The organism is Streptococcus sp. CL5.50, from assembly GCF_049738015.1.
GTDB lineage: Bacteria > Bacillota > Bacilli > Lactobacillales > Streptococcaceae > Streptococcus > Streptococcus mitis_CA.
In genome coordinates this window covers 25,540-51,148 of the sequence record NZ_JBKOTR010000012.1, presented here as the reverse complement: position 1 = coordinate 51,148, position 25,609 = coordinate 25,540, and the positions used below count along the sequence as shown (strand labels likewise).

Below are 25,609 nucleotides of genomic sequence, written 5' to 3'. Positions count from 1 at the left end.
ATATATTTTGGAAGGGTAGCGAAGAGGCTAAACGCGGCGGACTGTAAATCCGCTCCTTCGGGTTCGGGGGTTCGAATCCCTCCCCTTCCATTTTACGGGCATAGTTTAAAGGTAGAACTAAGGTCTCCAAAACCTTCAGTGTGGGTTCAATTCCTACTGCCCGTGTTAATAGAATTATGGCGGGTGTGGTGAAGTGGTTAACACACCAGATTGTGGCTCTGGCATGCGTGGGTTCGATCCCCATCACTCGCCTATTTTATATTATTGGGGTATAGCCAAGCGGTAAGGCAAGGGACTTTGACTCCCTCATGCGTTGGTTCGAATCCAGCTACCCCAGTTACTATTTGCCGGCGTGGCGGAATTGGCAGACGCGCTGGACTCAAAATCCAGTGTCCGCAAGGACGTGCCGGTTCGACCCCGGCCGCCGGTATAGTATTAAAGACAAGGTTTTCGGACCTTGTCTTTTTCTTTTATTTGTTGAATTTGTAACGCTGAGTTACTTAAAATTACTAGTTTTATAACAAATCATCTAATTTATCCGCTAATTTTTGTTGCTTGCTTGGATACAAATGAGAGTATGTATCTATTGTTGTAGTTATAGAAGCATGTCCTAATCTTTCTTTTACGACAAGATAATCTTCTCCTTGGTTTATTAGTAGGGAAGCATGTGAATGCCTGAAGTCATGAATTCTTATTTTTTTAAAGAACTATCTCTTTGTAATATTTTTTTATATTGTTTTTCGATTGAATCCTTAGTTATCGTAATCGGGCTATTTTGAAATATCTGTAGATCATCTAGGTTGGTTGTAAATTCTTTTAATCTTTCATGCTGTGTTTGCCTCCATTCTTCTAGTGTCTCCACTAGTTTGGTGTTCATGATGATTCTTCGGGTTCCAGCTTTTGTCTTTGTACTACTAATGTGTTCTTCACCTTTTTTAACGTATATTGATTTACTTACATGGATTGTATTTGTAGAAAACTCTATGTCCTTCCACGTTAGAGCAAGAGCTTCTCCGAGTCTTAGACCAGTAAAAAATAGAACTGTGAATAGTAATTTTATATTGTATTCATCGTTGCTAAATAGTGTTAAGAAATGCTTAAATTCTTTTACTGTCCAGAAATTTAATTTTACTTTTTCTATGGGTAATTTTTTCAGTAATCCTACGGGATGTTCCTTGTAAAATCCCTTTCTTAATCCAACATCCAGAATTTTCTTTAGTAAAATTATAATTTTATTAATAGTGTTTGGACTTAGCTTCTTTTCTGAGTTTTGAGTATTTTTATCTCTTAGATGTTCTCTGAATTGATAGATATCTTCATAAGTTAATTTAGCTACATCATCAACTTTTTCAAAATAGTTTTTTATATGCCTGTTATAGTTGTTTTCTTGTGTATCTATATAGCTTTGTTTTCTGTTGTTTATTCTATCCTCTTCTTTTAAGAGATCATAAAGGATATCAATTGATATTTTTGAGTTGAAACTTTTTTCTTTAAGTTCGACACTTCGTAAGTATTGTTCGGCCTCCAATGCTTCTTTTTTAGTTTTGAATCCTTTTCTTACAATTCTACGTTGTTTTAGAGATATTGGATTTATACCATTGGAAACATCAACAATCCAAGTTCCGTCTCTACTTTTACGTAAAGCCATAAGCTACGCTTCTTTCTGGAGTTCAATTCCTAATAGTTCTTCTGCGACACTGGCTGGAATTGTACCAATCCTTTTGTTATCGTAGATGTTAAAACCACGATTCACTAATAGTAATTTGCCGGTATGGATAATCTTTCTTGCAGTTCCTGGAGCAAATCCAAGTTCGATAAGGTCATCTTTTGTTACAGTTTTAATCATGTGATCTCCTTTTCTAATTAGATTAACTAAGGGGAGGATTAACTCCCCTTGTATTTTACTTATTTTTGTTTTACATCTACTAAATGGATAGCATCAGCCTTGTAATACATTGTCGTGCTAATCATAGTAGCTTGTAAATTGTCAAATGTAACTGGTACTTCATCCATTGCTTGGATATAGTCATTATCAACCAAGGCATCTGGATTGTCTACTGAGACTTGGGTTGATTTCTTTTTGAATTGTCCATCCTTGATTGTTACATTGTATTTCCAACCAATGATTTTATCGGTATTAAAACGTCTTTCGCTACCATCTCGGTTTTTGATAATTTCTCCGTTTGCATCTGCTCGGACTTCCGTTTCAAATTTTGGAATGACTTCATCCAATTCAAATTTTGTTCCAATGTTATTAAAATTCCAGTCATTTTGTGAAAGCATTTTTGCCATAGTTAATTTCTCCTTTTAATATTTTCTTTGATTGTAGGGATCAAATCCTCTCGTTTAAAGAGTATTGCTCTTTCTATTAATCCACTTGCTAAATCTGGTGGATATTCCATATTGTTGAGTGCGAGATAGTTAGCTTTCTCATACTCATGCAGTAAGTTATTGTCGTATAGAAATTTATACGCTTTTAGAATAGCTCCTGAACCTTTATAGGTAAACCATTCTAATTTTTGTTCTAGTTCTGTTTTTGATTTTGAAATAATGATAGAGACGGGTTTTGAATGGCCTAAAAACTTTTCCCAAGATCTCAAAGGTTTTGAGAAATAGCTATCACTATAGAACCTCACTTTTTCTTTGAGATATCCCTTGGTAAAGTTGAGAAGATCTATTTCTGAATGCAACCATTCTTGAATGAAGTAGTGAGCTTTTTCTTTCCTAAGTTCTAACTCAGTTCTTATCCAATTTTCTATATACCGCTTGCTGATACCGAGCTTCTCAGCTCGTTCTAAGCGTTTATCGTAAATTCTAAGTCTTTCGTCATCATTGGGTTTTCTCAAATATAAGGTCTGGCCGATTGTTTCATCTCCGTAGGTATTGTAGTAGGTGCTTTTTCCATATATAAAGCGTTTCTTCTGACAAATCTTTAGAAGCTGATTAGGAGTGAAATAGGGTGTTTCATTAAAATCATCTATTGCAATATCAATTCGTCTTACTGAAAAATGATTGTAATTGTAGTAGAGGTTGTTCAAAAACTGTCTTTCGGACAGACTATTTGGATCTAATACCATATCTCTATAGAACTCGAGTGCCTGTCCTGACATGACAAGCATGTAGGACGACTCTTTCGCTCCATAGTAGATACGGATATTCCCATAATGAAGCTGGCTATCATAGTTATAGTATTTAAGGCTCCCTTTATTCTCAATAAATAGGTCATAGTCAAGAAATAGAATGTCTTCGATTATTTCTCTTGGCGAAAATTCAGTCTTATCAAACTGAATTTGAATCCAGTCAAATACAGAACGTAAATGTTCATTTTTTGCCATAGATTTTGATTCAACTTTTTGCTTAATTTTGCCACCCTTAAAATCTCCGAAACCCTTGGAAATACTGAATTCTTTCGATGGTACACCTAACTTGCAGAGGGTGGTGTTACTACACACCCTATCGGTCAAAAATGGTCCGTCCGCATCTACGCTCATTTTCGGCTTTCTGCCTCATGGCTCAGCCGAAAACTCGCTATTAGCCGAACCTATTTTTTGACCTCTTGTTAACAAACCCTAGTAGGCCGGTTTGCATCGACTCTTCAATATCTTGGATTTTCTTTTTTAGGTTGGAATTCTCAATTTTTATCAGTCGTATTTCTCGTTTAAATTCCTGTTTCAAGGCGCTCAGTTCATCGTAGAGCTCATCTATTACTTGGTTTAGGGATTCTTGCTCATTATCTGCTAGACTCCCAAATACGGCTTGTATAGCCTCTTTGAGACCTATTTCAAGTTTTAGGTTAGCTAACTTTTGAAATTGTCTAAGGTCTTCGTCTGTAAAGTCATAGGCAACTGTATAACTTAATTGATGAGTTCTTGGATTTCTACTGATAGGAATTTTAATTTTCTTAAATTCCTTGCCACTTATCTCTCTAATCAGTTGAATCCAATTTTTAAGAGTAGAGGTAGAGTTTAGGCCAGAAATTTGATTGACTAACTCTTTATTGGTCATCTTTTTGTGAAACCTCCGAAATTTTCTTGTGCAACTGAAGAGTTTTCTGTGGTATAATTGTTACATAATATGTTTTGATCTTGGAACGAACGGCACATTTGTTTCAAGATTTTTTATTTTGTCGAATCCTACCTCCTTTATTAAAATTTTTTAAATCGACTACTAGTTACATACGCTTTTACCTCCTTTTATGCTATAATATTCTCAATGGAATATTCAATCTCAAAATAAATATTCCTTATGGAATAATTCTATTTTATACCGTTTAGAATATTTTGTCAAGCTAAAATATACGAATAAGAATATCTATAGGAGAATTATGTATACAGAGGATTATAAATTTTCAGAGAGGTTAAAAACTCTCAGAAAATCAAAAAAGTTAACTCAAGTACAAATATCGGAATTAATTGGAGTTCAACAAGGGACATATTCTCGGTGGGAGAATGGAACGTTAGAACCAGGATTAGAATTCGTTGTGAAATTAGCAAATATCTTTGGGACTACTACAGATTATTTGCTGGGACAAAAACCTTATTCAATTATCAGTAGTTTACCTCTAGAACAATTAGATCTTACCAATATTGCAAACTTTTCAAAGGATGAGTTTGATATTTTGAAACATTCAATAGCAGTTTCGGTGGCAAGAAATAAAATAAAGGCAACAGAACTAAAAGATAGAGTTATAGAAAAAAATCAGTTGTCAGAAAAAGATGCAGAACTTTTGAATAAGATTTTTGAAGAAGTTAAAACTTATTGGGAAAATTAGGAGGACGCTAGTCTTCAAAATTCCCTCCCAAAATGTGTCCAAAATATTGACAGAATTCTAGCTTTTCATTATAGTTCTTATGGAACTTTTTTTCTACAACAAAATAGGCTCCATAATATCCATAGGGGATTTACCCACTACAAATAGTATAGAGCCGGTTTTATTAATGTCCTGCATTTCCTAATAAGTTAACCATGACAACACCAATGATAATCAAAATTAAACCGATAATGCTATAAACATTTAGTGTTTCTTTGAAAATCATTACTGCGATAGAGGCTATCAAAACTAAACCGACAGCTGACCATGTTGCATAAGCTATTCCTACAGGAATTTTTTGCATTGCTAGTGATAAGAAATAGAAACAAACGCCATAGCTAAGTAGAGCAGAAACGGTTGGAATAGGCTTTGTAAAACCGTCTGATAATTTCAAAAGGTTAGTTCCCAATATCTCTCCTACAATGGCGATAAAAAGATAAAAGTATGACATGTCTTTAACCTCCTATATGTCATGTTTTTGCTCTAAGAGCTATTATAGCTATCCGTTTTTTATAAATCTTGGCACAAGTCATGAGAATTTGTAGTAAAACTGTGGCAGACACTTTTTCAGAACCAATAGCTGATAAGTTTAGTATATCATAAGATAAATTTTAAAACAAGTCTTGATTTATTTCAATGTCTTGCGTGGTCTCGATTTTACTGGTAAAATTACTTTTAAGAACTTTAAAAAAGAGGTTTCTATATTTGACAAAACAATGACTTGTTGTCCCGAATGTGGGCATCCTTTGGAGAAAAAATTTTTAAAAGATGAGGGAGATATTCCTTATTGTTCACAATGTGCGAGTTTTCGTTTTCCAGTCTTTAATACAGCAATTAGTGCGATTTTATTTAATGAAAAACATGATAAGATTCTCTTGATTAAGCAATATGACATGGCTGAGCATATTTTGCTAGCTGGTTATGTGTCTAATGATATTCACAACCAATTTCTACAATCATTAAAGGCAATTAATTTAGCCTCTCTTATTACGGATATGGGTAATAAAATTGCACAAAACTAGTCCAAAACTCTTTTTAATAAGGAGTATACTTTCTAGCATTTTATAGTTACTAAAAAGTATCTAAACTTTGGAAGTGATACTAAGTTTTAAAAAATATTATGGAAAAAAAGCTTATAAAATCAATATTTCTGAGATTTAAAACTAATAATATTAGACTCAAAATCCAGTGTCCGCAAGGACGTGCCGGTTCGACCCCGGCCGCCGGTATAGTATAGCGATAAGGAACGTTGTAGATCTTCGTTCCTTTTTATATTATTTTTGGTATAATAATACTTATTCAAATTTTATTTAGATTATGAAAGTGTAGGGAAGTATGTCTCGTTCTATCGATTTATTAAAACATCGGTATTTGAAAAATATTAAAGAAAATCCTGAATTGTTTGTCGGGATTGAGCTGGAATATCCTGTTGTAAACTTGGAAGGGGATGCTACAGATATTGAAGTTATCAAGTACTTATTCCGATATTTAGTTTCATATTTTGATTTAACTGTAGAAAAGGTTGATGATTTTGGGACTCCTATTCAGTTAGTGGACCCAGTAAGTCAGGATACTATTTTATTTGAAGTTTCCTATACTACGATTGAGTTTGCATTTGGTAAGGCTGAAACGATACAAGAGGTTGAAGAACGTTTTAGTATTTATATGGCAGCAATCCAGAAGAAGTTAGCTGAATTAAATCATGCTATTGTTGGCTGTGGTATTCATCCCAACTGGGATAAAAATGATAATTGTCCAGTGGCTTCCCCACGCTATCAGATGTTGATGGACTATTTGAATTTGAATAGAAATGTGACTAAATCAGACTTACATCAATTCCCTGAATACGGAGCGTTTATCTGTGGGAGTCAGGTACAGTTGGATGTTTCAAAGTCTAACTACTTACGGGTGATTAATGCTTTTACTCAAATTGAAGCGGCTAAGGCTTATTTATTTCCAAACTCTGAGTTTTCGGGAGCAGATTGGGATACGAAAATTTCAAGGGACATTTTCTGGGAAGACTCGATGCATGGTATCTATCCAGAGAACGTCGGTGTCAATGCTAGGCTATTTAAAGATGAGGATGATTTTTTTGATTATCTAGATCATTCTTCAATTTTTACTGCGGAACGTGATGGACAAACCTATTATTTTTATCCCATTCAGGCTAGGGACTATTTAGCTACACCTGAAATCCAAGCATATGCACTTAATGGGGATGAGATTATTATTTATCCTCAAGAGAAAGATTTTGAAACTCATCGTAGTTATCAGTATCAAGACTTAACGACTCGAGGAACAGTTGAGTTTCGTAGTGTGTGTACTCAACCTCTAGATAGAACCTTCGCTTCAGCAGCTTTTCACTTAGGATTGTTGGTTAATTTAGATAAGTTAGAAGCTTACTTAAGTACAGCACCTTTTTTTACAGCATTTGGCCGAAATTATAAGTTTTTAAGACGACAATTTTCTAAGAAAAAGCTTACAGATGAGGAGAAAACTGCGATTATAGAGTTTTCAAAAGACTTACTCCTGCTAGCTGAGGAAGGACTAGAGATGAGAAATAAGCAAGAAATGACCTATTTACAGCCTTTGAGAGAAGAATTGAGCCTATAATTTCTCTTATAAAAGGAGAATTTTCTGAAAAATCATGATATAATGGATGAGACTATAGATAAAGGATAGAGAGTAATGACATTAGTTTATCAATCAACGCGTGATGCCAACAATACAGTAACTGCCAGCCAAGCTATTTTGCAAGGTTTAGCGACGGACGGTGGTTTGTTTACACCGCTTACTTATCCAAAGGTAGATTTAGACTTTGACAAATTGAAATATGCTTCTTATCAGGAAGTTGCTAAGATTGTTTTGTCAGCATTTTTAGATGACTTTACAGCTGAAGAGTTGGACTACTGTATCAACAATGCCTATGATAGCAAGTTTGATACTCCAGCTATCGCACCATTAGTGAAATTAGACGGGCAATATAACTTGGAACTTTTCCATGGTTCAACAATTGCTTTTAAGGATATGGCCTTGTCTATTTTGCCATACTTTATGACAACAGCTGCTAAGAAACATGATTTGGAGAATAAGATTGTCATCTTGACAGCGACATCTGGTGATACTGGGAAAGCTGCTATGGCAGGGTTTGCGGGTGTTCCTGGTACTGAGATTATCGTCTTTTATCCAAAGGATGGTGTCAGCAAAGTACAAGAGTTGCAAATGACCACTCAGACTGGCGACAATACTCATGTTATCGCTATTGATGGTAACTTTGACGATGCGCAAACCAACGTGAAGCATATGTTTAATGATGTGGCTCTCCGTGAAAAATTGGCTGCTAACAAGTTGCAATTTTCATCAGCTAACTCTATGAACATTGGTCGTTTGGTACCACAGATTGTTTATTATGTTTATGCCTACGCTCAATTGGTTAAGACTGGTGAAATTGTGGCTGGTGATAAGGTCAACTTCACAGTACCAACAGGAAACTTTGGAAATATCTTGGCTGCCTTTTATGCAAAACAAATTGGTCTTCCAGTTGGTAAATTAATTTGTGCTTCAAATGACAACAATGTTTTAACTGACTTCTTTAAAACACGTGTTTACGACAAGAAACGTGAGTTTAAAGTAACAACTAGTCCATCTATGGATATTTTGGTATCTTCAAACTTGGAGCGCTTGATTTTCCATCTTTTGGGTAATGATGCGGTTAAGACAGCTGAACTCATGAATGCCTTGAACACGCAAGGACAATATGAGTTGACAGATTTTGATGCAGAGATTCTTGATCTCTTTGCGGCTGAATATGCGACTGAGGAAGAAACGGCAGCAGAAATCAAACGTGTTTATGAGTCAGATTCTTATATCGAGGATCCACATACGGCGGTTGCCTCAGCAGTTTATAAAAAATACCAAGCTGCTACTGGGGATGCGACTAAGACAGTGATTGCTTCAACAGCTAGTCCATACAAGTTCCCAGTGGTTGCAGTAGAAGCTGTAACAGGTAAAGTAGGCTTGACTGACTTTGAAGCCTTGGCTCAATTACATGATATTTCAGGAGTGGCAGTGCCGCCAGCAGTTGATGGGCTTGAAACAGCTCCTGTTCGTCACAAGACAACAGTGGCAGCTACTGACATGCAAGCAGCGGTTGAGGCTTATCTAGGACTTTAAGACAGAGGGAGTAAACTCGGTTGGGAAACCAACTGAGTTTCTTTTCATCAGGAGGAAGGATTGTTTAAGAAAAATAAAGATATTCTTAATATTGCATTGCCAGCTATGGGTGAAAACTTTTTGCAGATGCTCATGGGGATGGTGGATAGTTACTTGGTAGCCCACTTGGGCTTGATAGCTATTTCGGGTGTATCAGTAGCTGGCAATATTATCACGATTTATCAGGCGATTTTCATAGCTCTGGGAGCTGCTATTTCCAGTGTTATTTCAAAGAGTTTAGGGGAGAAGAATCAGTCTAAGCTAGCCTACAATGTGACTGAGGCGTTGAAGATTACCTTACTATTAAGTTTCCTTTTAGGATTTTTGTCCATTTTCGCTGGGAAAGAGATGATAGGACTTTTGGGGACGGAGAGAGATGTAGCTGAGAGTGGTGGACTCTACCTATCCTTGGTGGGCGGATCGATTGTTCTTTTGGGCTTGATGACCAGTCTGGGTGCCTTGATTCGTGCAACGCATAATCCACGTTTGCCCCTCTATGTGAGTCTTTTATCCAATGCCTTGAATATTCTTTTTTCAAGTCTAGCTATTTTTGTTCTGGATATGGGGATAGCTGGTGTTGCTTGGGGGACAATTCTGTCTCGTTTGGTAGGTCTTGTGATTTTATGGTCGCAATTAAAGTTGCCTTTTGAGAAACCGACTTTTGGTTTAGATAAGGAACTATTGATCTTAGCTTTGCCAGCAGCTGGAGAGCGGCTTATGATGCGAGCTGGTGATGTTGTTATCATTGCCTTGGTCGTTTCTTTTGGAACGGAAGCAGTAGCTGGAAATGCAATCGGAGAAGTCTTGACCCAGTTTAACTATATGCCTGCTTTTGGAGTTGCTACAGCAACGGTCATGCTGGTAGCTCGAGCAGTTGGAGAGGATAATTGGAAAAGAGTAGCTAGTTTGAGCAAGCAAACCTTTTGGCTTTCTCTGGTCCTCATGTTACCCTTGACCTTCAGTATCTATGCTTTGGGTATACCACTGACTCATCTCTATACGACTGATTCTCTAGCGGTGGAGGCTAGTGTTCTAGTGACACTTTTTTCACTACTTGGTACTCCTATGACGATAGGAACAGTCATCTATACAGCAGTCTGGCAGGGTTTGGGCAATGCTCGGCTTCCCTTTTATGCGACAAGTATAGGAATGTGGTGTATCCGCATTGGAACAGGATATCTGATGGGGATTGTGCTTGGTTGGGGCTTGCCTGGTATTTGGGCCGGAACCCTTTTGGATAATGGTTTTCGTTGGTTATTTCTACGTTACCGTTACCAGCGTTATATGAGCTTGAAAGGATAGGAAATGCAAAAAACAGCTTTTATTTGGGATTTAGACGGGACTTTATTGGACTCTTATGAAGCGATTTTATCAGGGATTGAGGAAACTTTTGGTCAGTTTGCTATTCCTTATGATAAAGGGAAGGTGAGGGAGTTTATTCTCAAGTATTCTGTTCAGGATTTGCTTGTGCAGGTGGCGGAAGAGAGAAAGCTGGATGTGGAAATGCTAAATCAGGTGCGTGCACAGAGTCTGGCTGAGAAGAATGCTCAGGTAGTTTTGATGCCAGGTGCGCGTGATGTACTAGCTTGGGCAGAGGAATCAGGAATTCAGCAGTTTGTTTACACTCATAAGGGAGACAATGCTCTTACCATTCTCAGAGACTTGGGTCTGGAATCTTATTTTACAGAGATTTTAACCAGTCAGAGTGGCTTTGCGCGTAAACCTAGTTCAGAAGCGGCTACCTATCTGTTAGACAAGTATCAGTTGGATTCTGAGAAGACCTATTATATAGGGGATCGGGCTTTGGATGTGGAATTTGCCCAGAATAGTGGGATTCAAAGTATCAACTTTTTAGAGTCGACTTATGAAGGTAATCACAGAATTCAAGCGTTAGCAGACATTTCCCGTTTTTTTAAGGCTGAGCGATAAAAAGATTGTGTCAGTTTTGTGACAGAGACCTAACAAACTATTTCAAGTAACCGAGTTTGTTACAAGGAATGGACAGTTCTGTTAAATAGGCCCGAGAGGGCTTTTTTTCTGCATTTTTTGTGTTATCATAGACAGGTACTCATTTGAAAGGAATTTGAAAGAATGAAGAAAAGAATATTATTAGCCTCAACAGTAGCTCTGTCATTTGCCCCAGTATTGGCAACTCAAGCAGAAGAAGTTCTTTGGACTGCACGTAGTGTTGAGCAAATTCAAAATGATTTGACTAAAACGGACAACAAAACAAGTTATACCGTTCAGTATGGTGATACCTTGAGCACCATTGCAGAGGCCTTGGGTGTAGATGTCACAGTTCTTGCGAATTTGAATAAAATCACTAATATGGACTTGATTTTCCCAGAAACTGTTTTGACAACGACCGTCAATGAAGCAGAAGAAGTAACGGAAGTTGAAATCCAAACACCTCAAGCAGATTCTAGTGAAGAAGTGACAACTGCGACAGCAGATTTGACAACCAATCAAGTAACCGTAGATGATCAAACTGTTCAAGTTGCAGATCTTTCTCAACCGATTGCAGAAGCTCCAAAAGCGGTAGAAACTACAAGTACAAAAGAAGTAGCAACAAGTTCAGAAGTTACAGAGACAGTTGCTACTGCAGAAGAAGTGGCACCATCTACAAATACTTCAACGTCAGCGGAGCAAACAGCCGAAACAAGCAATGCAGTTGCAGAAGCAGCTCCTCAGGCAACAATTCCAGCTGAGAAAGATGAAACACAAGCAAGCACTCAAGCTGAATCAGCAGTGGAAGCAACTACAACGCCAGTAGAAGAAAAAGCACCTGAAACAACTGCAACAAGTTCAGAAGAAGCAAAAGAAGTAGCATCATCAAGTGAAGCTACAGCAGCAGTTTCTACTTATCAACCAGAAGAGGCGAAAACAGTTTCAACAACTTACGCGGCTCCAGCTGCGCCCGATTATGCTGGACTGGCAGTAGCGAAATCTGAAAATACTGGCCTTCAACCACAAACAGCTGCCTTTAAAGAAGAAATTGCTAACTTGTTTGGCATCACATCCTTTAGTGGTTACCGTCCAGGAGACAGTGGAGATCACGGAAAAGGTTTGGCTATCGACTTTATGGTACCAGAAAGCTCAGAATTAGGGGATAAGATTGCGGAATATGCAATCAAAAATATGGCTAGTCGTGGAATTAGTTACATTATTTGGAAACAACGTTTCTATGCTCCATTCGATAGCAAATATGGACCAGCTAATACTTGGAACCCAATGCCAGACCGTGGTAGCGTGACAGAAAACCACTATGACCACGTTCACGTTTCAATGAATGGATAAACCAGACTCTGTCACATAATTTTTACGAATGAGAACTAGCTTTCATGATAGGAAGCGAGTCTCGTTCGTTTTTTCTTTGTCAATTTGAATGGAAAATTACAATCTTACAATGCCTTAAGCAACATTCTTGCAATCTATTTTACTTTGTATTATAATTGATTAGTCAATTATTGATAAATCAATAAAAGGAAAGAAAAAATGATAGAGATTCAAGATTTACTTTATCAACTCCGCTTGTCTGAGCAAGCGAGCACGCAATTGTTTGAAAAAAAGCTTGGGATTAGTTTGACACGGTATCAGATTTTATTATTTTTGCTGAAGCATTCCCCTTGTAATCAAATAGCAGTTCAGGAGCGTTTGAAAATTGATCAAGCTGCTTTAACCCGGCATTTTAAGATTTTAGAAAAGGAAGGTTTGGTCGAGCGTCATCGCAATTCTGAAAATCAGCGGGAAGTGTTGGTAGAGGCTACGAAGTATGCCAAGGAGCAGTTAGTGGTGAATCCCCCTCTGACGCATATCAAGGTTAAGGAGGCGATGGAAAGTATCTTAACAGATTCTGAGAGAACAGAACTCAGCCGTTTATTAAATAAATTGGTTTTGGGTATTGAGAATATAGAGATTTAAGGAGAAAAATATGTCAATTATGACAATCATTCTAGCAACGATCGTTGCTTTGGAGCATTTTTACATTTTTTATTTGGAAAGTATTGCAACGCAATCAGATGCAACCAGTCGAGTCTTTAACATGGAAAAGGAAGAACTAGCTCGTCCGTCTGTAAGTTCACTGTTTAAAAATCAAGGGATTTATAATGCTCTACTAGGAGTCTTTCTCTTGTATGGAATTTATTTCTCACAGAATTTAGAAATTGTGACTATTTTTGTTTTATTTGTGATTGGGGCTGCGGCTTATGGCTCTCTGACAGCAGATAAGAAAATTATTTTGAAGCAAGGTGGACCAGCTATTTTGGCCTTGATTAGTATTTTCCTCTTTAAATAAGCTCAAAGGTCTATCAAAGTCTCGCTAGTCCTTTTCACTCCAGAATAAGGGAAATATGTTATACTTGTTTTTAAGAAAAAGTCTCATTGAATTGGTTTTGAGGAGTTAGAAATGAAAGTATTAGTGACAGGTTTTGAGCCCTTTGGAGGGGAAAAGGTCAATCCAGCTTTGGAGGCCATTAAAGGTTTACCAGCTGAAATCCATGGTGCTGAGGTCCGTTGGTTAGAAGTGCCAACAGTCTTTCACAAATCGGCTCAAGTATTGGAAGAAGAGATGAACCACTATCAACCGGACTTTGTCCTTTGTATCGGTCAAGCTGGTGGAAGAACTAGCTTGACGCCTGAACGAGTGGCCATTAACCAAGATGATGCACGCATTCCTGATAATGAGGGTAATCAACCGATTGACCTTCCCATTCGCCCAGACGGTGCTCCGGCCTACTTTAGTAGTCTGCCGATTAAAGCGATGGTTCAAGCTATAAAAAAAGAGGGATTGCCGGCCTCTGTTTCCAATACTGCAGGGACTTTTGTCTGCAATCATTTGATGTATCAAGTCCTCTATTTGGTAGAAAAGAAATTTCCACATGTTAGGGCAGGGTTTATGCATATTCCTTATATGATGGAACAGGTGGTGAATCGACCGACCGCTCCAGCTATGAGTTTAGTGGACATTATGCGAGGGATAGAAGCAGCAATCGGGGCTATTATAGAACATGGAGATCAGGATCTCAAGTTGGTAGGCGGAGAAACTCATTGATAGAAAAAAGCTTGAGGGAAAACCTTCAAGCTTTTGGACGTTTTCGAGCCAATACTGCTCGGTAAAAAATCATTTTATTGATTTGAATGTAGGGTAGGAGTGAGAAACTAGCAATCCCAAAGGTAATCCAATTGAGGAAATACCAAGGAAGGAGTTGTAAGTCTAGGACAAAGCGCTGAAATTTGTAACCTTTCATTAAGAAACGGCTGGTTTTAAGGATTTGTCCTGGTTTGGCTTGTCCTAAATCTAGGGTGTCACAGAGGAGAAATTCTACCTGAGAATAGGCATAGTATTGTGGAATATAGAGACTATTTCCGACAACCATCAAGAGGATACTTGCTAGAAAGTAAAGACCAAAGGTCATGAGGAAACGCTCGGTTTCAATTGACGTGAGATCCAGATTAGGAAATTCAGGATGGATTGCAACGAATTTCTTTGCAAGAAAGCTACTGTAAAAGAGGAAGTAAATCCCAAGCAAGCTAGGAATGCTCCATAAAAGGAGATAGAAACGTTTGAGAAGGAGAGTCAAAAAGGTTTGTGAAAAGTGCTCTTCGTTAAAGAGAGTGAGACTATTTTTGACGGATAGTTCTGTATCGGGATTCTTGATGAGTTTCAGCGTTGTATAAACTGAACTGGTCAGGAGAATCGTTCCGATAAAGGAGACTAATAGTGGAAAAATGTAGGCTTGGAATACATGACCAAGAACGCTTAAAAAGGATTGCTCTAAAATAGACTCGTTGATGCGCTCTAAGGGATTGAGAAAGCCAGACAGGATGACCAGCATGCTAGGTAAGAGATAGACGAGAAAGAGGCGGGGATTTTCAGCTTGAAATTGTCTAGCCTGCAGACGAATGGTTTTTAAATCAATTTTTGGGTATTTCATTCTCTCATTATATCATAGTTCGTGACAGTTCCAGCTTTTTTTGATAAAATCATACAGTATGCCCTTGGGTACAAAGTATGAACTGGGACTGTCTTTCCCAGCTTCGGAGGTAAAAAATGTCAGATTCACCAATCAAATATCGTTTGATTAAGAAAGAAAAACACACGGGAGCTCGTCTGGGAGAAATCATCACTCCCCACGGTACCTTCCCGACACCTATGTTTATGCCAGTTGGGACACAAGCCACTGTCAAAACTCAGTCTCCAGAAGAGTTAAAGGAGATGGGTTCAGGGATTATCCTATCAAACACTTATCATCTCTGGCTGCGTCCTGGAGATGAACTCATTGCACGCGCAGGTGGTCTCCACAAGTTCATGAATTGGGATCAGCCGATTTTGACAGATAGCGGTGGTTTCCAGGTTTATTCCCTAGCTGATAGCCGTAATATTACTGAAGAAGGGGTAACCTTTAAAAACCATCTCAATGGTTCTAAGATGTTCCTATCGCCAGAGAAGGCTATTTCTATTCAGAATAATCTGGGTTCAGACATCATGATGTCCTTTGATGAATGTCCTCAGTTTTATCAACCTTATGACTACGTTAAGAAATCCATCGAGCGTACTAGCCGTTGGGCTGAGCGTGGTTTGAAGGCTCACCGTCGTCCGCATGACCAAGGTTTGTTTGGGATTGTACAGGGGGCAGGATTTGAAGATCTTCGTCGTCAGTCAGCTCACGACCTTGTCAGCATGGATTTCCCAGGCTACTCTATCGGTGGTTTGGCAGTGGGAGAAACCCACGAAGAGATGAATGCGGTCTTGGATTTCACAACTCAACTGCTACCTGAAAATAAACCTCGCTATTTGATGGGTGTGGGAGCGCCAGATAGCTTGATTGATGGGGTGATTCGTGGTGTAGATATGTTTGACTGTGTCTTGCCGACTCGAATCGCTCGTAATGGGACTTGTATGACCAGTCAGGGACGTTTGGTTGTCAAAAATGCCCAGTTTGCTGAGGACTTTACGCCACTGGATCCTGAGTGTGATTGCTACACATGTAAGAACTATACACGCGCTTATCTTCGTCACCTGCTCAAAGCTGATGAAACCTTTGGTATCCGCTTGACTAGCTATCACAATCTTTACTTCTTGCTTAATCTGATGAAGCAAGTACGACAAGCTATTATGGATGACAATCTCTTGGAGTTCCGTGAGTACTTTGTGGAAAAATATGGCTATAATAAGTCAGGACGCAATTTCTAAAACGAAATTGATATAAGCTAAAAATCCTAAGTTTTCTCTTGGGATTTTTCTTCTTTTTTTGATAGAATAAAGTGTATGATGAAAGGGAGAATAAACTCGTATGCGTATTAAATGGTTTTCCTTGATTAGGATTACAGGTTTACTTTTGGTACTCTTGTATCATTTCTTTCAGACGATCTTTCCTGGAGGATTTTTCGGGGTAGATGTCTTTTTTACATTTTCAGGTTTCCTGATTACAGCTCTACTCATCGAAGAATTTTCTAAAAAGCATGAGATTGATTTGATAGGATTTTTTAGAAGACGCTTTTATCGGATTGTGCCACCTGTGGTTTTGATGGTCTTGGTAACCATGCCCTTTACCTTTCTAGTTCGGCAAGATTATGTGGCTGGAATTGGGGGTCAGATTGCGGGTGTCTTAGGCTTCATGACCAACTTCTATGAACTCCTAACAGGTGGGAGTTATGAATCTCAGTTCATTCCTCATTTGTTTGTTCATAATTGGAGCTTGGCTGTTGAGGTTCACTACTATATCCTCTGGGGATTGGCAGTTTGGTTCTTATCTAAACAGTCCAGATCAAATGGTCAGTTGAGAGGAATGGTCTTTCTCTTATCTGCTGTTGCCTTCTTGATCAGCTTCTTCTCCATGTTTATTGGTAGTTTTCTAGTAACCTCTTATTCCTCTGTTTACTTCTCCAGTTTAACTCATGTCTATCCATTCTTTTTGGGAAGTGTGTTAGCAACTATCGTAGGCGTTCGTCAGACGACTTCCCTAGTTAAGCAATTGGATAAAATCTGGGATTTACGCAAGACCCTTTTAGTTTTTGGGGGAGGTTTTGGCTTCTTACTCATTTTGACCTTCTTTGTCAAATTTACCTATCTCTTTGCCTATCTTATGGGCTTCTTGCTTGCCAGCCTTGCAGCCATTGCTATGATTCTGGCGGCGCGTGTCTTACATGAAAAGACTCCTCATATACAGGAACCAAAGATTATTAGCTTTTTAGCAGATACTAGCTATGCAGTTTATCTCTTCCATTGGCCTTTCTATATCATTTTTTCACAGTTGACATCAAATCTTCTTGCTGTGTTATTAACTTTGATTTTTTCTTATGGATTCGCCAGCCTATCATTTTATGTGTTGGAACCTTGGATTGCAGGAAAGAACACACCTGTTTTACAAACCCTTCGTCCTCTTCCTCATATTCACACAATCCTTGCAGCAAGTACAGGAATCTTGGCCTTCATTGTCTTCTTAGTAACTCTGTTGGCACCACAAGTGGGAGCTTTTGAGACAGACTTAACTGTCAATGGCTTGAAGCAAGCTGCAACAAATATTAACCAGACCAAGGTAATGACAGAACGAGCAGAAGCTGATAGTTTAGGAATTGCTGATGGCACTATGTTAATTGGTGATTCGGTAGCACTAAGAGCTAATACAGCGTTGCAGACAGCCCTTCCAGGGGCACAGATTAATGCACAAGTCAGCAGAACAACCAAGACCGCCAACGAAATCATGCTCAACAATAGCCAGAATAAATTTCTACCAAAGATGGTGGTTATTGCAACTGGGGTAAATAATCCTGAAAATTACAAGGAAGATTGGGATAGTATCGTGAAAAATCTTCCTAAGGGGCACCATATGGTTTTGGTGACTCCTTATGAAGGAGATAAGACAAAAGAGACCTATGCAATCGTTGAGAAGGAGGCTGCCTATATGAGAGAATTGGCAGAGAAGACTCCTTACATCACGATAGCAGATTGGAATCAAGCTGCTAAGGAACATCCAGAAATTTGGACTGGGACAGACCAAGTCCATTTTGGAAGTGACAATAGTAAAATTGAAGCAGGAGCTAAATTGTATGCAGATACCATTGCTGCAGCCTTGCAAACAGCTCAAGACAAGCCGGTCAAATCAAAATAACTTGTATTAAAAAGAGAAGAGTTGGAGAAATCCGGCTCTTTTAAAATATCTCTAGAAAATAGGTCTATACCATTTACAAATAAAAAAGAAAGGTTTATAATGTAATTGACATAATAAATTGTAGAATCAATCTTTTAAGGAGGTCATTATTATGCCTAATTACGTTAAAGCGGATCAGTTTTTCTATCCATTTGGCATTCGTCGCGGTGGGTACTTAGAACTTGTTGATGGCAAATTTGGGAAACATGTGGATCAAATTCCTGAAGGAGCAGAGGTTCTTGACTATACTGGTTATAGCATTGCACCAGGTCTTGTGGATACTCATATTCATGGATATGCAGGTGTAGATGTGATGGACAACAACATTGAAGGTACATTGCATACTATGAGTGAAGGACTTCTTAGTACCGGTGTTACCAGTTTCTTGCCCACAACTTTAACAGCCACTTATGAGCAATTGCTTGCAGTCACTGAAAATCTTGGAAACCATTATAAAGAAGCAACAGGTGCTAAGATTCGTGGGATTTATTATGAAGGTCCATATTTCACAGAAACTTTTAAAGGGGCACAAAATCCAACTTATATGAGAGACCCGGGTGTTGAGGAGTTTCATTCTTGGCAGGATGCTGCAAAAGGGATGCTAAATAAAATCGCTATTGCACCAGAACGTGATGGGGTGGAAGATTTTGTACGTACTATTACAGGTGAAGGTGTGACAGTTGCACTTGGACACTCAGATGCGACATTTGAACAAGCTAAGAAGGCAGTTGATGCTGGAGCTAGTGTATGGGTACATGCCTATAATGGGATGCGTGGTTTAACACACCGCGAACTAGGTATGGTAGGAGCTATGTATGAGCTCCCACATACTTACGCAGAATTGATTTGTGATGGTTATCACGTAGATCCAAAAGCTTGTGAGATTTTACTTAAGCAAAAGGGGACAGAAAACATCGCTCTTATTACGGACTGTATGACAGCTGGTGGGCTTGAAGACGGTGACTATATGTTGGGAGAATTCCCTGTTGTAGTAGCAAATGGAACTGCACGTCTCAAATCTACTGGTAATTTGGCAGGTTCTATCCTCAAACTTAAAGATGGTATGAGAAATGTAGTCGAGTGGGGTATTGCAAATCCACACGAAGCGGTCATGATGGCTAGCCTTAACCCAGCTAAATCTGTTCACATTGATGATGTCTGTGGTCAAATCCGTGAAGGCTACGACGCAGACTTTATCGTATTAGATAAAGATTTGGAATTGGTAGCAACCTATCTAGATGGTGTGAAACGTTATCAAGCATAAGAGAGAAAGCAGAAGTTAGAGATTAGCTTCTGCTTTTTTATCTATATTGCTTTACCAGTAAATAAAAAAGTTAAAAAAATCACAAGAAAACTTGAAGAAACGAATGAAAAGGCTTATAATTATATTGTGAATAGTACAAATAAAAAAACGGAGGAGTGCTTTATGAAAGCCTATACTTATGTTAAACCAGGACTTGCTTCTTTTGTTGATGTAGACAAACCAGTTATTCGCAAGCCAACAGACGCTATTGTGCGTATCGTAAAAACCACTATTTGTGGAACAGACCTCCATATTATCAAAGGGGATGTCCCTGCTTGCCAAAGTGGTACCATTCTTGGTCATGAAGGGATTGGGATTGTTGAAGAAGTTGGAGAAGGAGTTTCTAATTTCAAAAAAGGCGACAAGGTCTTGATTTCTTGTGTTTGTGCCTGTGGTAAATGCTACTACTGTAAAAAAGGAATTTATGCCCATTGTGAAGACGAAGGGGGCTGGATTTTCGGTCACTTGATTGACGGTATGCAGGCTGAATATTTACGTGTCCCTCATGCAGATAACACTCTTTACCACACTCCAGAAGACTTGTCAGATGAAGCCTTGGTTATGCTATCAGACATTCTACCTACTGGATATGAAATTGGTGTCTTGAAAGGGAAAGTAGAACCTGGTTGCAGCGTAGCCATTATTGGTTCAGGTCCAGTTGGTTTAGCAGCTCTTTTGACAGCTCAATTCTATTCACCAGCTAAATTGATTATGGTGGACTTAGACGATAACCGCTTGGAAACTGCTGTATCATTTGGTGCGACTCATAAGGTTAATTCTTCAGACCCTGAAAAAGCCATTAAAGAAATTTATGATTTGACAGATGGTCGTGGTGTGGATGTTGCTATCGAAGCTGTTGGTATTCCTGCAACATTTGATTTCTGTCAAAAGATTATCGGTGTAGATGGAACGGTTGCCAACTGTGGTGTGCATGGTAAACCAGTTGAATTCGATTTAGATAAACTTTGGATTCGCAACATCAATGTAACAACTGGTTTGGTATCTACAAATACCACTCCACAATTGTTGAAAGCTCTTGAAAGTCATAAGATTGAACCAGAAAAATTGGTAACCCATTATTTCAAACTCAGTGAAATTGAAAAAGCTTATGAAGTATTCAGTAAGGCAGCAGACCACCATGCAATCAAGGTCATTATTGAAAACGATATTTCTGAAGCCTAGGTAGTAACAAGATTTTGGAACATAAGCAAATAGAAATTCAGTCATCATAGTATGGCTGGATTTTTTATCAAAAAAATTAAGAAATGAGCATATTTCTTTCCTTGTTTAGCGGAATTGGTTATAATATACGGTACAAAGGAATGAATGAATATGTATCGTGTTATAGAAATGTACGGAGATTTTGAACCGTGGTGGTTCTTAGAAGGTTGGGAAGAAGATATTGTAGCAAGTAAGAAATTTGACCAGTATTATGATGCTCTCAAATACTACAAAACTTGCTGGTTTAGATTGGAACAAGAATCCCCTCTTTATAAAAGTAGAAGTGACTTGATGACTATTTTTTGGGATCCAGAAGACCAACGCTGGTGTGATGAATGTGATGAGTATTTACAACAATACCATTCTTTGGCTCTTTTGCAGGATGAGCAGGTTATCCCAGATGAAAAACTACGTCCAGGCTATGAAAAACAAACAGGAAAGGAAAGGCACCGTTCTTGCCGTATGAAATTAAAATAGAGAAAAAGTAACTTTTTTGGAGTTGCTTTTTTTATTTTTCCAAATCTTTGCGAATAGTATAGGTGAGGAGGTAAGTATGGTTCAAGAAATTGCACAAGAAATCATTCGTTCGGCCCGGAAAAAAGGGGCGCAGGATATTTATTTTGTCCCTAAGCTAGACGCCTATGAGCTTCATATGAGAATAGGAGACGAGCGCTGTAAAATTGGTAGCTATGATTTTGAAAAGTTTGCAGCCGTCATCAGTCACTTTAAGTTTGTGGCAGGTATGAATGTTGGAGAAAAGCGACGTAGTCAACTTGGTTCCTGTGATTATGTCTATGACGATAAGATGGCGTCCCTACGTCTATCTACCGTAGGCGATTATCGAGGACATGAGAGTTTAGTAATTCGCTTGTTGCATGATGAGGAACAGGATTTGCATTTTTGGTTTCAGGATATTGAAGAACTGGGCAAGCAGTACAGGCAACGGGGACTCTATCTTTTTGCTGGTCCAGTCGGCAGCGGTAAGACAACATTAATGCACGAATTGGCTAAATCTCTCTTTAAAGGACAGCAAGTTATGTCCATTGAAGATCCAGTTGAGATCAAGCAGGACGACATGCTCCAATTGCAGTTGAACGAAGCAATCGGACTGACCTATGAAAATCTGATTAAGCTTTCCCTACGGCATCGTCCTGATCTCTTGATTATCGGAGAAATTCGGGACAGCGAAACGGCGCGTGCAGTAGTTAGAGCTAGTTTGACAGGTGCGACAGTCTTTTCAACCATTCATGCCAAGAGTATTCGAGGTGTTTATGAGCGCCTGTTGGAGTTGGGTGTGAGTGAGGAGGAATTGGCAGTCGTTCTGCAGGGAGTCTGCTATCAGAGATTAATCGGGGGAGGAGGAATCGTTGACTTTGCAAACAAAGACTATCAAGAACACCAGCCAACTAGCTGGAATGAACAGATTGACCAACTTCTTAAAGACGGACATATCACAAGTCTTCAGGCTGAAACGGAAAAAATTAGCTACAGCTAAGCAAAAAAATATCATCACCTTGTTTAACAATCTCTTTTCCAGCGGTTTTCATCTGGTGGAGACCATCTCCTTTTTAGATAGGAGTGCATTATTGGACAAGCAGTGTGTGACCCAGATGCGCACGGGCTTGTCTCAGGGGAAATCATTCTCAGAAATGATGGAAAGTTTAGGTTTTTCAAGTGCCATTGTCACTCAGTTATCCCTAGCTGAAGTCCATGGGAATCTTCACCTGAGTTTGGGAAAGATAGAAGAGTATCTAGATAATCTGGCCAAGGTCAAGAAAAAACTAATTGAGGTAGCGACCTATCCCTTGATTTTGCTGGGTTTTCTTCTTTTAATCATGCTGGGGCTACGGAACTACCTACTACCACAACTGGATAGTAGCAATATTGCCACTCAAATCATTGGCAATCTACCACAAATTTTTCTAGTAATGGTAGGGTTTGTTTCAGTAGGTGTCCTTTTAGCACTAACTTTTTATAAAAGAAGTTCTAAGATGCGCGTCTTTTCTATCTTAGCACGCCTTCCCTTTCTTGGAATCTTTGTGCAGACCTATTTGACAGCCTATTATGCGCGTGAGTGGGGGAATATGATTTCGCAGGGAATGGAGCTGACGCAGATTTTTCAGATCATGCAGGAACAAGGTTCCCAACTCTTTAAAGAAATCGGTCGAGACCTAGCTCAATCCTTACAAAATGGTTGCGAATTTTCTCAAACCATAGAAACCTATCCTTTCTTTAAAAAGGAGTTGAGTCTCATTATCGAGTATGGGGAAGTCAAGTCCAAGCTGGGTAGTGAGTTGGAAATCTATGCTGAAAAAACTTGGGAAGCTTTTTTTACCCGAGTCAACCGCACCATGAATCTGGTGCAGCCACTGGTTTTTATCTTTGTGGCTCTGATTATTGTTTTACTTTATGCGGCAATGCTCATGCCCATGTATCAAAATATGGAGGTAAATTTCTAAAATGAAAAAAATGATGACATTCTTGAAAAAAGCGAAGGTTAAAGCTTTTACACTTGTGGAGATGTTGGTGGTCTTGCTCATTATCAGTGTGCTTCTCTTACTCTTTGTACCTAATTTGACCAAGCAAAAAGAAGCAGTCAATGACAAAGGAAAAGCAGCTGTTGTTAAGGTGGTGGAAAGTCAGGCAGAACTTTATAGTTTGAATAAAAATGAAGAGGCTACTCTAAGCAAATTACAAGCAGATAATCGCATCACAGAAGAGCAAGCTAAAGCTTATAAAGAATATCATGCAAAACAAAATAAGACTCAAACGGTCGCGGATTAAGGCCTTTACCATGCTGGAAAGCCTCTTGGTTTTGGGCCTTGTGAGTATCCTTGCCTTGGGCTTGTCCGGCTCTGTTCAGTCCACTTTTGCGGCGGTAGAGGAGCAGATTTTCTTTATGGAGTTTGAAGAACTCTATCGGGAAACTCAAAAACGCAGTGTAGCTAGTCAGCAAAAGACTAGTCTAAACTTAGATGGGCAGACGATCAGTAATGGCAGTCAAAAGCTGACAGTTCCTAAAGGAATTCAGGCACCATCGGGACAAAGTATCACATTTGACCGAGCTGGGGGCAATTCGTCCTTGGATAAGGTTGAATTTCAGACCAGTAAAGGAAAGATTCGCTATCAGTTATATATAGGAAATGGAAAAATTAAACGCATTAAGGAAACAAAAAATTAGGGCAGTGATTTTACTGGAAGCAGTAGTTGCTTTAGCTATCTTTGCTAGCATTGCTACCCTTCTTTTGGGTCAAATTCAGAAAAATAGGCAGGAAGAAGCAAAAATCCTGCAAAAGGAAGAAGTTGTGCGTGTAGCTAAGATGGCCCTGCAGACAGGTCAAAATCAGGTAAACATCAACGGAGTTGAGATTCAGGTGTTTTCTAGTGAAAAGGGATTGGAGGTTTATCATGGTTCAGAACAGTTGTTGGCTATCAAAGAGCCATAAGGTTAAGGCTTTTACCTTGTTAGAATCCCTGATTGCCCTTATTGTCATCAGTGGAAGCTTACTTCTCTTTCAAGCCATGAGTCAGCTCCTCATTTCAGAAGTTCGCTACCAGCAACAAAGCGAGCAAAAAGAGTGGCTCTTGTTTGTGGATCAGCTAGAGTCAGAATTAGACCGTTCGCAGTTTGAAAAAGTGGAAGGCAACCGCATTTATATGAAGCAGGATGGTAAGGAAATTGCGATAGGCAAGTCTAAATCGGACGATTTTCGGAAAACCGATGCCGGTGGACGAGGTTATCAGCCCATGGTTTATGGCCTCAAATCAGCTCAGATTACAGAGGATAAGCAATTGGTTCGTTTTCGTTTCCAGTTTCAGAAAGGCTTAGAAAGGGAGTTCATCTATCGTGTGGAAAAAGAAAAAAGTTAAGGCAGGAGTTCTCCTCTATGCAGTCACCATTGCAGCCATTTTCAGCCTTTTATTGCAGTTCTATTTGAACCGACAAGTCGCCCACTATCAAGACTATGCTGTAAATAAAGAAAAGTTAATCGCTTTTGCCATGGCCAAGCGAACCAAAGATAAGGTTGAGCAAGAAAGTGGGGAACAGGTCTTTAATATAGGTCAGGTAAGCTATCAAAACAAGAAAACTGGCTTGGTGACGACGGTTCGTACGCCTAAGAGCCAATATGAGTTCTTATTTCCTTCAGTCAAAATCAAAGAAGAGAAAACGGATAAAAAGGAAAAGGTAGTGACTGATTCAAGTAATCAAGCAGAAAAAGAAAAAATCAGAAGAGAAGGTTGAAAAGAAAGAGAATTCCTAGCTAATCAAGCTACTTTGTGCTAAACTAAAAGCATGAAACATGATTTTAACCACAAAGCAGAAACTTTCGATTCACCTAAAAATATCTTCCTTGCAAACTTGGTTTGTCAAGCAGTCGAGAAACAGATTGCTCTTCTATCAGACAAAGAAATTTTGGATTTCGGTGGAGGGACGGGTCTGTTAACCTTACCCCTAGCCAAGCAGGCTAAGTCTGTCACTCTTGTAGACATTTCTGAGAAAATGCTGGAGCAAGCTCGTTTGAAAGCGGAGCAGCAAGACATCAAGAATATCCAGTTTTTGGAGCAAGATTTACTGAAAAATCCCTTGGAGCAAGAGTTTGACCTCATTGTTGTTTGTCGGGTTCTTCATCATATGCCTGATGTGGATGTGGCTCTCTCACTGTTTCATCAACATTTGAGGAAAGATGGACAACTCCTCATTGCTGATTTTACCAAGTCGGAAGCTAACCATCACGGCTTTGAATTGACTGAACTGGAAAAACAGCTAATTGAGAACCGTTTTTCATCTGTGCATAGTCAGATCCTCTATAGCGCTGAAGACTTGTTTCAAGGAAATTACTCAGAACTCTTTTTAACAGTAGCACAAAAATCACTCGCCTAGTCAGGGAGTGATTTTTCTATAAGGATGGAAAA

At 38.9% G+C, this 25,609-nt stretch carries 28 protein-coding genes, 5 tRNA genes and 2 pseudogenes; 28 read left to right on the top strand and 7 right to left on the bottom strand.

Translation table 11 applies throughout. The features are described from left to right. Nucleotides 1-9: 9 nt before the first annotated feature. The 5 genes from ACLNCV_RS08145 (at nt 10) to ACLNCV_RS08125 (ending at nt 430) form a co-directional block, all read left to right on the top strand. A tRNA-Tyr gene (locus tag ACLNCV_RS08145) sits at nt 10-90 on the top strand. Between the two features lie 4 nt (nt 91-94). Continuing rightward, a tRNA-Trp gene (locus ACLNCV_RS08140) sits at nt 95-165 on the top strand. A gap of 14 nt (nt 166-179) precedes the next feature. Beyond that, a tRNA-His gene (locus ACLNCV_RS08135) sits at nt 180-252 on the top strand. A gap of 13 nt (nt 253-265) precedes the next feature. Continuing rightward, nucleotides 266-337: transfer RNA gene (locus tag ACLNCV_RS08130), tRNA-Gln, on the top strand. Between the two features lie 9 nt (nt 338-346). Continuing rightward, nucleotides 347-430: transfer RNA gene (locus ACLNCV_RS08125), tRNA-Leu, on the top strand. Nucleotides 431-515: 85 nt separating this feature from the next. Here the strand turns inward: ACLNCV_RS08125 and ACLNCV_RS08120 are convergent. The 5 genes and pseudogenes from ACLNCV_RS08120 to ACLNCV_RS08100 all read right to left on the bottom strand — a co-directional run bounded on the left by ACLNCV_RS08120 (nt 516) and on the right by ACLNCV_RS08100 (nt 4,005). Next, nucleotides 516-1,648 (bottom strand): annotated as a pseudogene (locus tag ACLNCV_RS08120) (tyrosine-type recombinase/integrase). A gap of 3 nt (nt 1,649-1,651) precedes the next feature. Then, the gene (locus ACLNCV_RS08115; RefSeq protein ID WP_000598356.1) at nt 1,652-1,846 is read right to left on the bottom strand and encodes a DUF3173 domain-containing protein; all 195 of its coding nucleotides are present in this window, start codon (nt 1,844-1,846) and stop codon (nt 1,652-1,654) included. A gap of 59 nt (nt 1,847-1,905) precedes the next feature. Further along, nucleotides 1,906-2,292, bottom strand: a complete 387-nt coding sequence (locus tag ACLNCV_RS08110; protein ID WP_001096843.1) for a hypothetical protein — start codon at nt 2,290-2,292, stop codon at nt 1,906-1,908. A 2-nt stretch (nt 2,293-2,294) separates the two neighbouring features. Continuing rightward, nucleotides 2,295-3,491 (bottom strand): replication initiation factor domain-containing protein, encoded by a 1,197-nt coding sequence (locus tag ACLNCV_RS08105; RefSeq protein ID WP_045616578.1) that lies wholly within the window; start codon nt 3,489-3,491, stop codon nt 2,295-2,297. A gap of 40 nt (nt 3,492-3,531) precedes the next feature. Continuing rightward, the gene (locus tag ACLNCV_RS08100) at nt 3,532-4,005 is read right to left on the bottom strand and encodes a hypothetical protein (protein WP_049502267.1); all 474 of its coding nucleotides are present in this window, start codon (nt 4,003-4,005) and stop codon (nt 3,532-3,534) included. 319 nt (nt 4,006-4,324) lie between these two features. Here ACLNCV_RS08100 and ACLNCV_RS08095 point away from each other — a divergent pair, with 319 nt between their 5' ends. Then, entirely contained in the window at nt 4,325-4,771 is a 447-nt protein-coding gene (locus ACLNCV_RS08095) for a helix-turn-helix transcriptional regulator (protein ID WP_000287814.1), read from the top strand. Nucleotides 4,772-4,934: 163 nt separating this feature from the next. On the opposite strand, the gene ACLNCV_RS08090 is transcribed toward ACLNCV_RS08095, so the two are convergent. After that, complete coding sequence (locus ACLNCV_RS08090) at nt 4,935-5,261, bottom strand: DMT family transporter (RefSeq protein ID WP_049518302.1); 327 nt, start codon at nt 5,259-5,261, stop codon at nt 4,935-4,937. 295 nt (nt 5,262-5,556) lie between these two features. Between ACLNCV_RS08090 and ACLNCV_RS08085 the strand changes: the two genes are divergently transcribed. From ACLNCV_RS08085 to pcp, 9 genes are all read left to right on the top strand, one after another. Beyond that, on the top strand, nt 5,557-5,832 hold the full coding sequence (locus ACLNCV_RS08085; protein WP_219724175.1) for a hypothetical protein: 276 nt from the start codon (nt 5,557-5,559) through the stop codon (nt 5,830-5,832). A 313-nt stretch (nt 5,833-6,145) separates the two neighbouring features. Continuing rightward, nucleotides 6,146-7,423, top strand: coding sequence for a gamma-glutamylcysteine synthetase (locus tag ACLNCV_RS08080; RefSeq protein WP_424845076.1), 1,278 nt, complete (start codon nt 6,146-6,148; stop codon nt 7,421-7,423). 75 nt (nt 7,424-7,498) lie between these two features. Further along, a complete protein-coding gene (thrC, locus tag ACLNCV_RS08075; protein ID WP_424845075.1) occupies nt 7,499-8,983 on the top strand; it encodes a threonine synthase in 1,485 nt (494 codons plus the stop codon). A gap of 60 nt (nt 8,984-9,043) precedes the next feature. Then, nucleotides 9,044-10,324 carry an MATE family efflux transporter gene (locus ACLNCV_RS08070; RefSeq protein ID WP_000473976.1) on the top strand — a complete coding sequence of 427 codons (1,281 nt, stop codon included), beginning with the start codon at nt 9,044-9,046 and terminating at the stop codon, nt 10,322-10,324. Nucleotides 10,325-10,327: 3 nt separating this feature from the next. Then, nucleotides 10,328-10,951 (top strand): HAD family hydrolase, encoded by a 624-nt coding sequence (locus ACLNCV_RS08065; protein WP_424845074.1) that lies wholly within the window; start codon nt 10,328-10,330, stop codon nt 10,949-10,951. A 162-nt stretch (nt 10,952-11,113) separates the two neighbouring features. Continuing rightward, nucleotides 11,114-12,319, top strand: a complete 1,206-nt coding sequence (locus tag ACLNCV_RS08060; protein WP_424845073.1) for a LysM peptidoglycan-binding domain-containing protein — start codon at nt 11,114-11,116, stop codon at nt 12,317-12,319. 198 nt (nt 12,320-12,517) lie between these two features. Further along, complete coding sequence (locus ACLNCV_RS08055) at nt 12,518-12,943, top strand: MarR family winged helix-turn-helix transcriptional regulator (RefSeq protein WP_179211344.1); 426 nt, start codon at nt 12,518-12,520, stop codon at nt 12,941-12,943. A 10-nt stretch (nt 12,944-12,953) separates the two neighbouring features. Further along, entirely contained in the window at nt 12,954-13,316 is a 363-nt protein-coding gene (locus tag ACLNCV_RS08050) for a DUF1304 domain-containing protein (protein ID WP_061864477.1), read from the top strand. Between the two features lie 111 nt (nt 13,317-13,427). Further along, the gene (pcp, locus tag ACLNCV_RS08045; protein WP_153199942.1) at nt 13,428-14,072 is read left to right on the top strand and encodes a pyroglutamyl-peptidase I; all 645 of its coding nucleotides are present in this window, start codon (nt 13,428-13,430) and stop codon (nt 14,070-14,072) included. Nucleotides 14,073-14,097: 25 nt separating this feature from the next. Here pcp and ACLNCV_RS08040 read toward each other — a convergent pair whose 3' ends face one another. Next, nucleotides 14,098-14,955 carry a DUF975 family protein gene (locus ACLNCV_RS08040; RefSeq protein WP_424845072.1) on the bottom strand — a complete coding sequence of 286 codons (858 nt, stop codon included), beginning with the start codon at nt 14,953-14,955 and terminating at the stop codon, nt 14,098-14,100. A gap of 116 nt (nt 14,956-15,071) precedes the next feature. Between ACLNCV_RS08040 and tgt the strand changes: the two genes are divergently transcribed. The 13 genes and pseudogenes from tgt (at nt 15,072) to ACLNCV_RS07975 (ending at nt 25,577) form a co-directional block, all read left to right on the top strand. After that, the gene (gene tgt / locus ACLNCV_RS08035; protein WP_001285237.1) at nt 15,072-16,214 is read left to right on the top strand and encodes a tRNA guanosine(34) transglycosylase Tgt; all 1,143 of its coding nucleotides are present in this window, start codon (nt 15,072-15,074) and stop codon (nt 16,212-16,214) included. A 100-nt stretch (nt 16,215-16,314) separates the two neighbouring features. Then, entirely contained in the window at nt 16,315-18,132 is a 1,818-nt protein-coding gene (locus ACLNCV_RS08030; protein WP_261266240.1) for an acyltransferase family protein, read from the top strand. A 151-nt stretch (nt 18,133-18,283) separates the two neighbouring features. Then, nucleotides 18,284-19,435: an N-acetylglucosamine-6-phosphate deacetylase gene (gene nagA, locus ACLNCV_RS08025; RefSeq protein WP_001134549.1), complete on the top strand. Its 1,152-nt coding sequence runs from the start codon at nt 18,284-18,286 to the stop codon at nt 19,433-19,435. 162 nt (nt 19,436-19,597) lie between these two features. After that, nucleotides 19,598-20,656: a zinc-dependent alcohol dehydrogenase family protein gene (locus ACLNCV_RS08020; protein ID WP_000649461.1), complete on the top strand. Its 1,059-nt coding sequence runs from the start codon at nt 19,598-19,600 to the stop codon at nt 20,654-20,656. Between the two features lie 150 nt (nt 20,657-20,806). Next, the gene (locus ACLNCV_RS08015) at nt 20,807-21,172 is read left to right on the top strand and encodes a DUF1033 family protein (RefSeq protein ID WP_000286405.1); all 366 of its coding nucleotides are present in this window, start codon (nt 20,807-20,809) and stop codon (nt 21,170-21,172) included. Nucleotides 21,173-21,248: 76 nt separating this feature from the next. Then, entirely contained in the window at nt 21,249-22,190 is a 942-nt protein-coding gene (gene comGA, locus ACLNCV_RS08010; protein ID WP_084925458.1) for a competence type IV pilus ATPase ComGA, read from the top strand. After that, entirely contained in the window at nt 22,111-23,154 is a 1,044-nt protein-coding gene (gene comGB, locus ACLNCV_RS08005) for a competence type IV pilus assembly protein ComGB (RefSeq protein WP_080890699.1), read from the top strand. Before comGA ends, comGB begins: the two co-directional genes overlap by 80 nt. Before the next feature lies 1 nt (nt 23,155). Beyond that, nucleotides 23,156-23,479, top strand: a complete 324-nt coding sequence (comGC, locus tag ACLNCV_RS08000) for a competence type IV pilus major pilin ComGC (protein ID WP_050223437.1) — start codon at nt 23,156-23,158, stop codon at nt 23,477-23,479. After that, nucleotides 23,442-23,876, top strand: a complete 435-nt coding sequence (comGD, locus tag ACLNCV_RS07995; RefSeq protein WP_153210732.1) for a competence type IV pilus minor pilin ComGD — start codon at nt 23,442-23,444, stop codon at nt 23,874-23,876. The genes comGC and comGD overlap by 38 nt, the downstream gene beginning before the upstream one ends. Then, a complete protein-coding gene (comGE, locus tag ACLNCV_RS07990; RefSeq protein WP_071478895.1) occupies nt 23,839-24,141 on the top strand; it encodes a competence type IV pilus minor pilin ComGE in 303 nt (100 codons plus the stop codon). The genes comGD and comGE overlap by 38 nt, the downstream gene beginning before the upstream one ends. Next, nucleotides 24,104-24,565: a competence type IV pilus minor pilin ComGF gene (gene comGF, locus ACLNCV_RS07985; RefSeq protein ID WP_424845071.1), complete on the top strand. Its 462-nt coding sequence runs from the start codon at nt 24,104-24,106 to the stop codon at nt 24,563-24,565. Before comGE ends, comGF begins: the two co-directional genes overlap by 38 nt. Beyond that, nucleotides 24,543-24,957 (top strand): annotated as a pseudogene (gene comGG, locus ACLNCV_RS07980) (competence type IV pilus minor pilin ComGG). The gene comGF and the pseudogene comGG overlap by 23 nt, the downstream one beginning before the upstream one ends. 32 nt (nt 24,958-24,989) lie before the next feature. Further along, a complete protein-coding gene (locus ACLNCV_RS07975; protein WP_424845070.1) occupies nt 24,990-25,577 on the top strand; it encodes a class I SAM-dependent methyltransferase in 588 nt (195 codons plus the stop codon). The last annotated feature ends 32 nt before the right edge of the window (nt 25,578-25,609 follow it).

What these genes read in the sequence shown, in the direction of transcription:
- ACLNCV_RS08115 (WP_000598356.1), bottom strand. Translation starts at nt 1,846, where the DNA reads ATGATTAAAACTGTAACAAAAGATGACCTTATCGAACTTGGATTTGCT.
- ACLNCV_RS08110 (WP_001096843.1), bottom strand. Translation starts at nt 2,292, where the DNA reads ATGGCAAAAATGCTTTCACAAAATGACTGGAATTTTAATAACATTGGA.
- ACLNCV_RS08105 (WP_045616578.1), bottom strand. Translation starts at nt 3,491, where the DNA reads ATGAGCGTAGATGCGGACGGACCATTTTTGACCGATAGGGTGTGTAGT.
- ACLNCV_RS08100 (WP_049502267.1), bottom strand. Translation starts at nt 4,005, where the DNA reads ATGACCAATAAAGAGTTAGTCAATCAAATTTCTGGCCTAAACTCTACC.
- ACLNCV_RS08095 (WP_000287814.1), top strand. Translation starts at nt 4,325, where the DNA reads ATGTATACAGAGGATTATAAATTTTCAGAGAGGTTAAAAACTCTCAGA.
- ACLNCV_RS08090 (WP_049518302.1), bottom strand. Translation starts at nt 5,261, where the DNA reads ATGTCATACTTTTATCTTTTTATCGCCATTGTAGGAGAGATATTGGGA.
- ACLNCV_RS08080 (WP_424845076.1), top strand. Translation starts at nt 6,146, where the DNA reads ATGTCTCGTTCTATCGATTTATTAAAACATCGGTATTTGAAAAATATT.
- thrC (WP_424845075.1), top strand. Translation starts at nt 7,499, where the DNA reads ATGACATTAGTTTATCAATCAACGCGTGATGCCAACAATACAGTAACT.
- ACLNCV_RS08065 (WP_424845074.1), top strand. Translation starts at nt 10,328, where the DNA reads ATGCAAAAAACAGCTTTTATTTGGGATTTAGACGGGACTTTATTGGAC.
- ACLNCV_RS08060 (WP_424845073.1), top strand. Translation starts at nt 11,114, where the DNA reads ATGAAGAAAAGAATATTATTAGCCTCAACAGTAGCTCTGTCATTTGCC.
- ACLNCV_RS08055 (WP_179211344.1), top strand. Translation starts at nt 12,518, where the DNA reads ATGATAGAGATTCAAGATTTACTTTATCAACTCCGCTTGTCTGAGCAA.
- ACLNCV_RS08050 (WP_061864477.1), top strand. Translation starts at nt 12,954, where the DNA reads ATGTCAATTATGACAATCATTCTAGCAACGATCGTTGCTTTGGAGCAT.
- pcp (WP_153199942.1), top strand. Translation starts at nt 13,428, where the DNA reads ATGAAAGTATTAGTGACAGGTTTTGAGCCCTTTGGAGGGGAAAAGGTC.
- ACLNCV_RS08040 (WP_424845072.1), bottom strand. Translation starts at nt 14,955, where the DNA reads ATGAAATACCCAAAAATTGATTTAAAAACCATTCGTCTGCAGGCTAGA.
- tgt (WP_001285237.1), top strand. Translation starts at nt 15,072, where the DNA reads ATGTCAGATTCACCAATCAAATATCGTTTGATTAAGAAAGAAAAACAC.
- ACLNCV_RS08030 (WP_261266240.1), top strand. Translation starts at nt 16,315, where the DNA reads ATGCGTATTAAATGGTTTTCCTTGATTAGGATTACAGGTTTACTTTTG.
- nagA (WP_001134549.1), top strand. Translation starts at nt 18,284, where the DNA reads ATGCCTAATTACGTTAAAGCGGATCAGTTTTTCTATCCATTTGGCATT.
- ACLNCV_RS08020 (WP_000649461.1), top strand. Translation starts at nt 19,598, where the DNA reads ATGAAAGCCTATACTTATGTTAAACCAGGACTTGCTTCTTTTGTTGAT.
- ACLNCV_RS08015 (WP_000286405.1), top strand. Translation starts at nt 20,807, where the DNA reads ATGTATCGTGTTATAGAAATGTACGGAGATTTTGAACCGTGGTGGTTC.
- comGA (WP_084925458.1), top strand. Translation starts at nt 21,249, where the DNA reads ATGGTTCAAGAAATTGCACAAGAAATCATTCGTTCGGCCCGGAAAAAA.
- comGB (WP_080890699.1), top strand. Translation starts at nt 22,111, where the DNA reads ATGAACAGATTGACCAACTTCTTAAAGACGGACATATCACAAGTCTTC.
- comGC (WP_050223437.1), top strand. Translation starts at nt 23,156, where the DNA reads ATGAAAAAAATGATGACATTCTTGAAAAAAGCGAAGGTTAAAGCTTTT.
- comGD (WP_153210732.1), top strand. Translation starts at nt 23,442, where the DNA reads ATGCAAAACAAAATAAGACTCAAACGGTCGCGGATTAAGGCCTTTACC.
- comGE (WP_071478895.1), top strand. Translation starts at nt 23,839, where the DNA reads ATGGAAAAATTAAACGCATTAAGGAAACAAAAAATTAGGGCAGTGATT.
- comGF (WP_424845071.1), top strand. Translation starts at nt 24,104, where the DNA reads ATGGTTCAGAACAGTTGTTGGCTATCAAAGAGCCATAAGGTTAAGGCT.
- ACLNCV_RS07975 (WP_424845070.1), top strand. Translation starts at nt 24,990, where the DNA reads ATGAAACATGATTTTAACCACAAAGCAGAAACTTTCGATTCACCTAAA.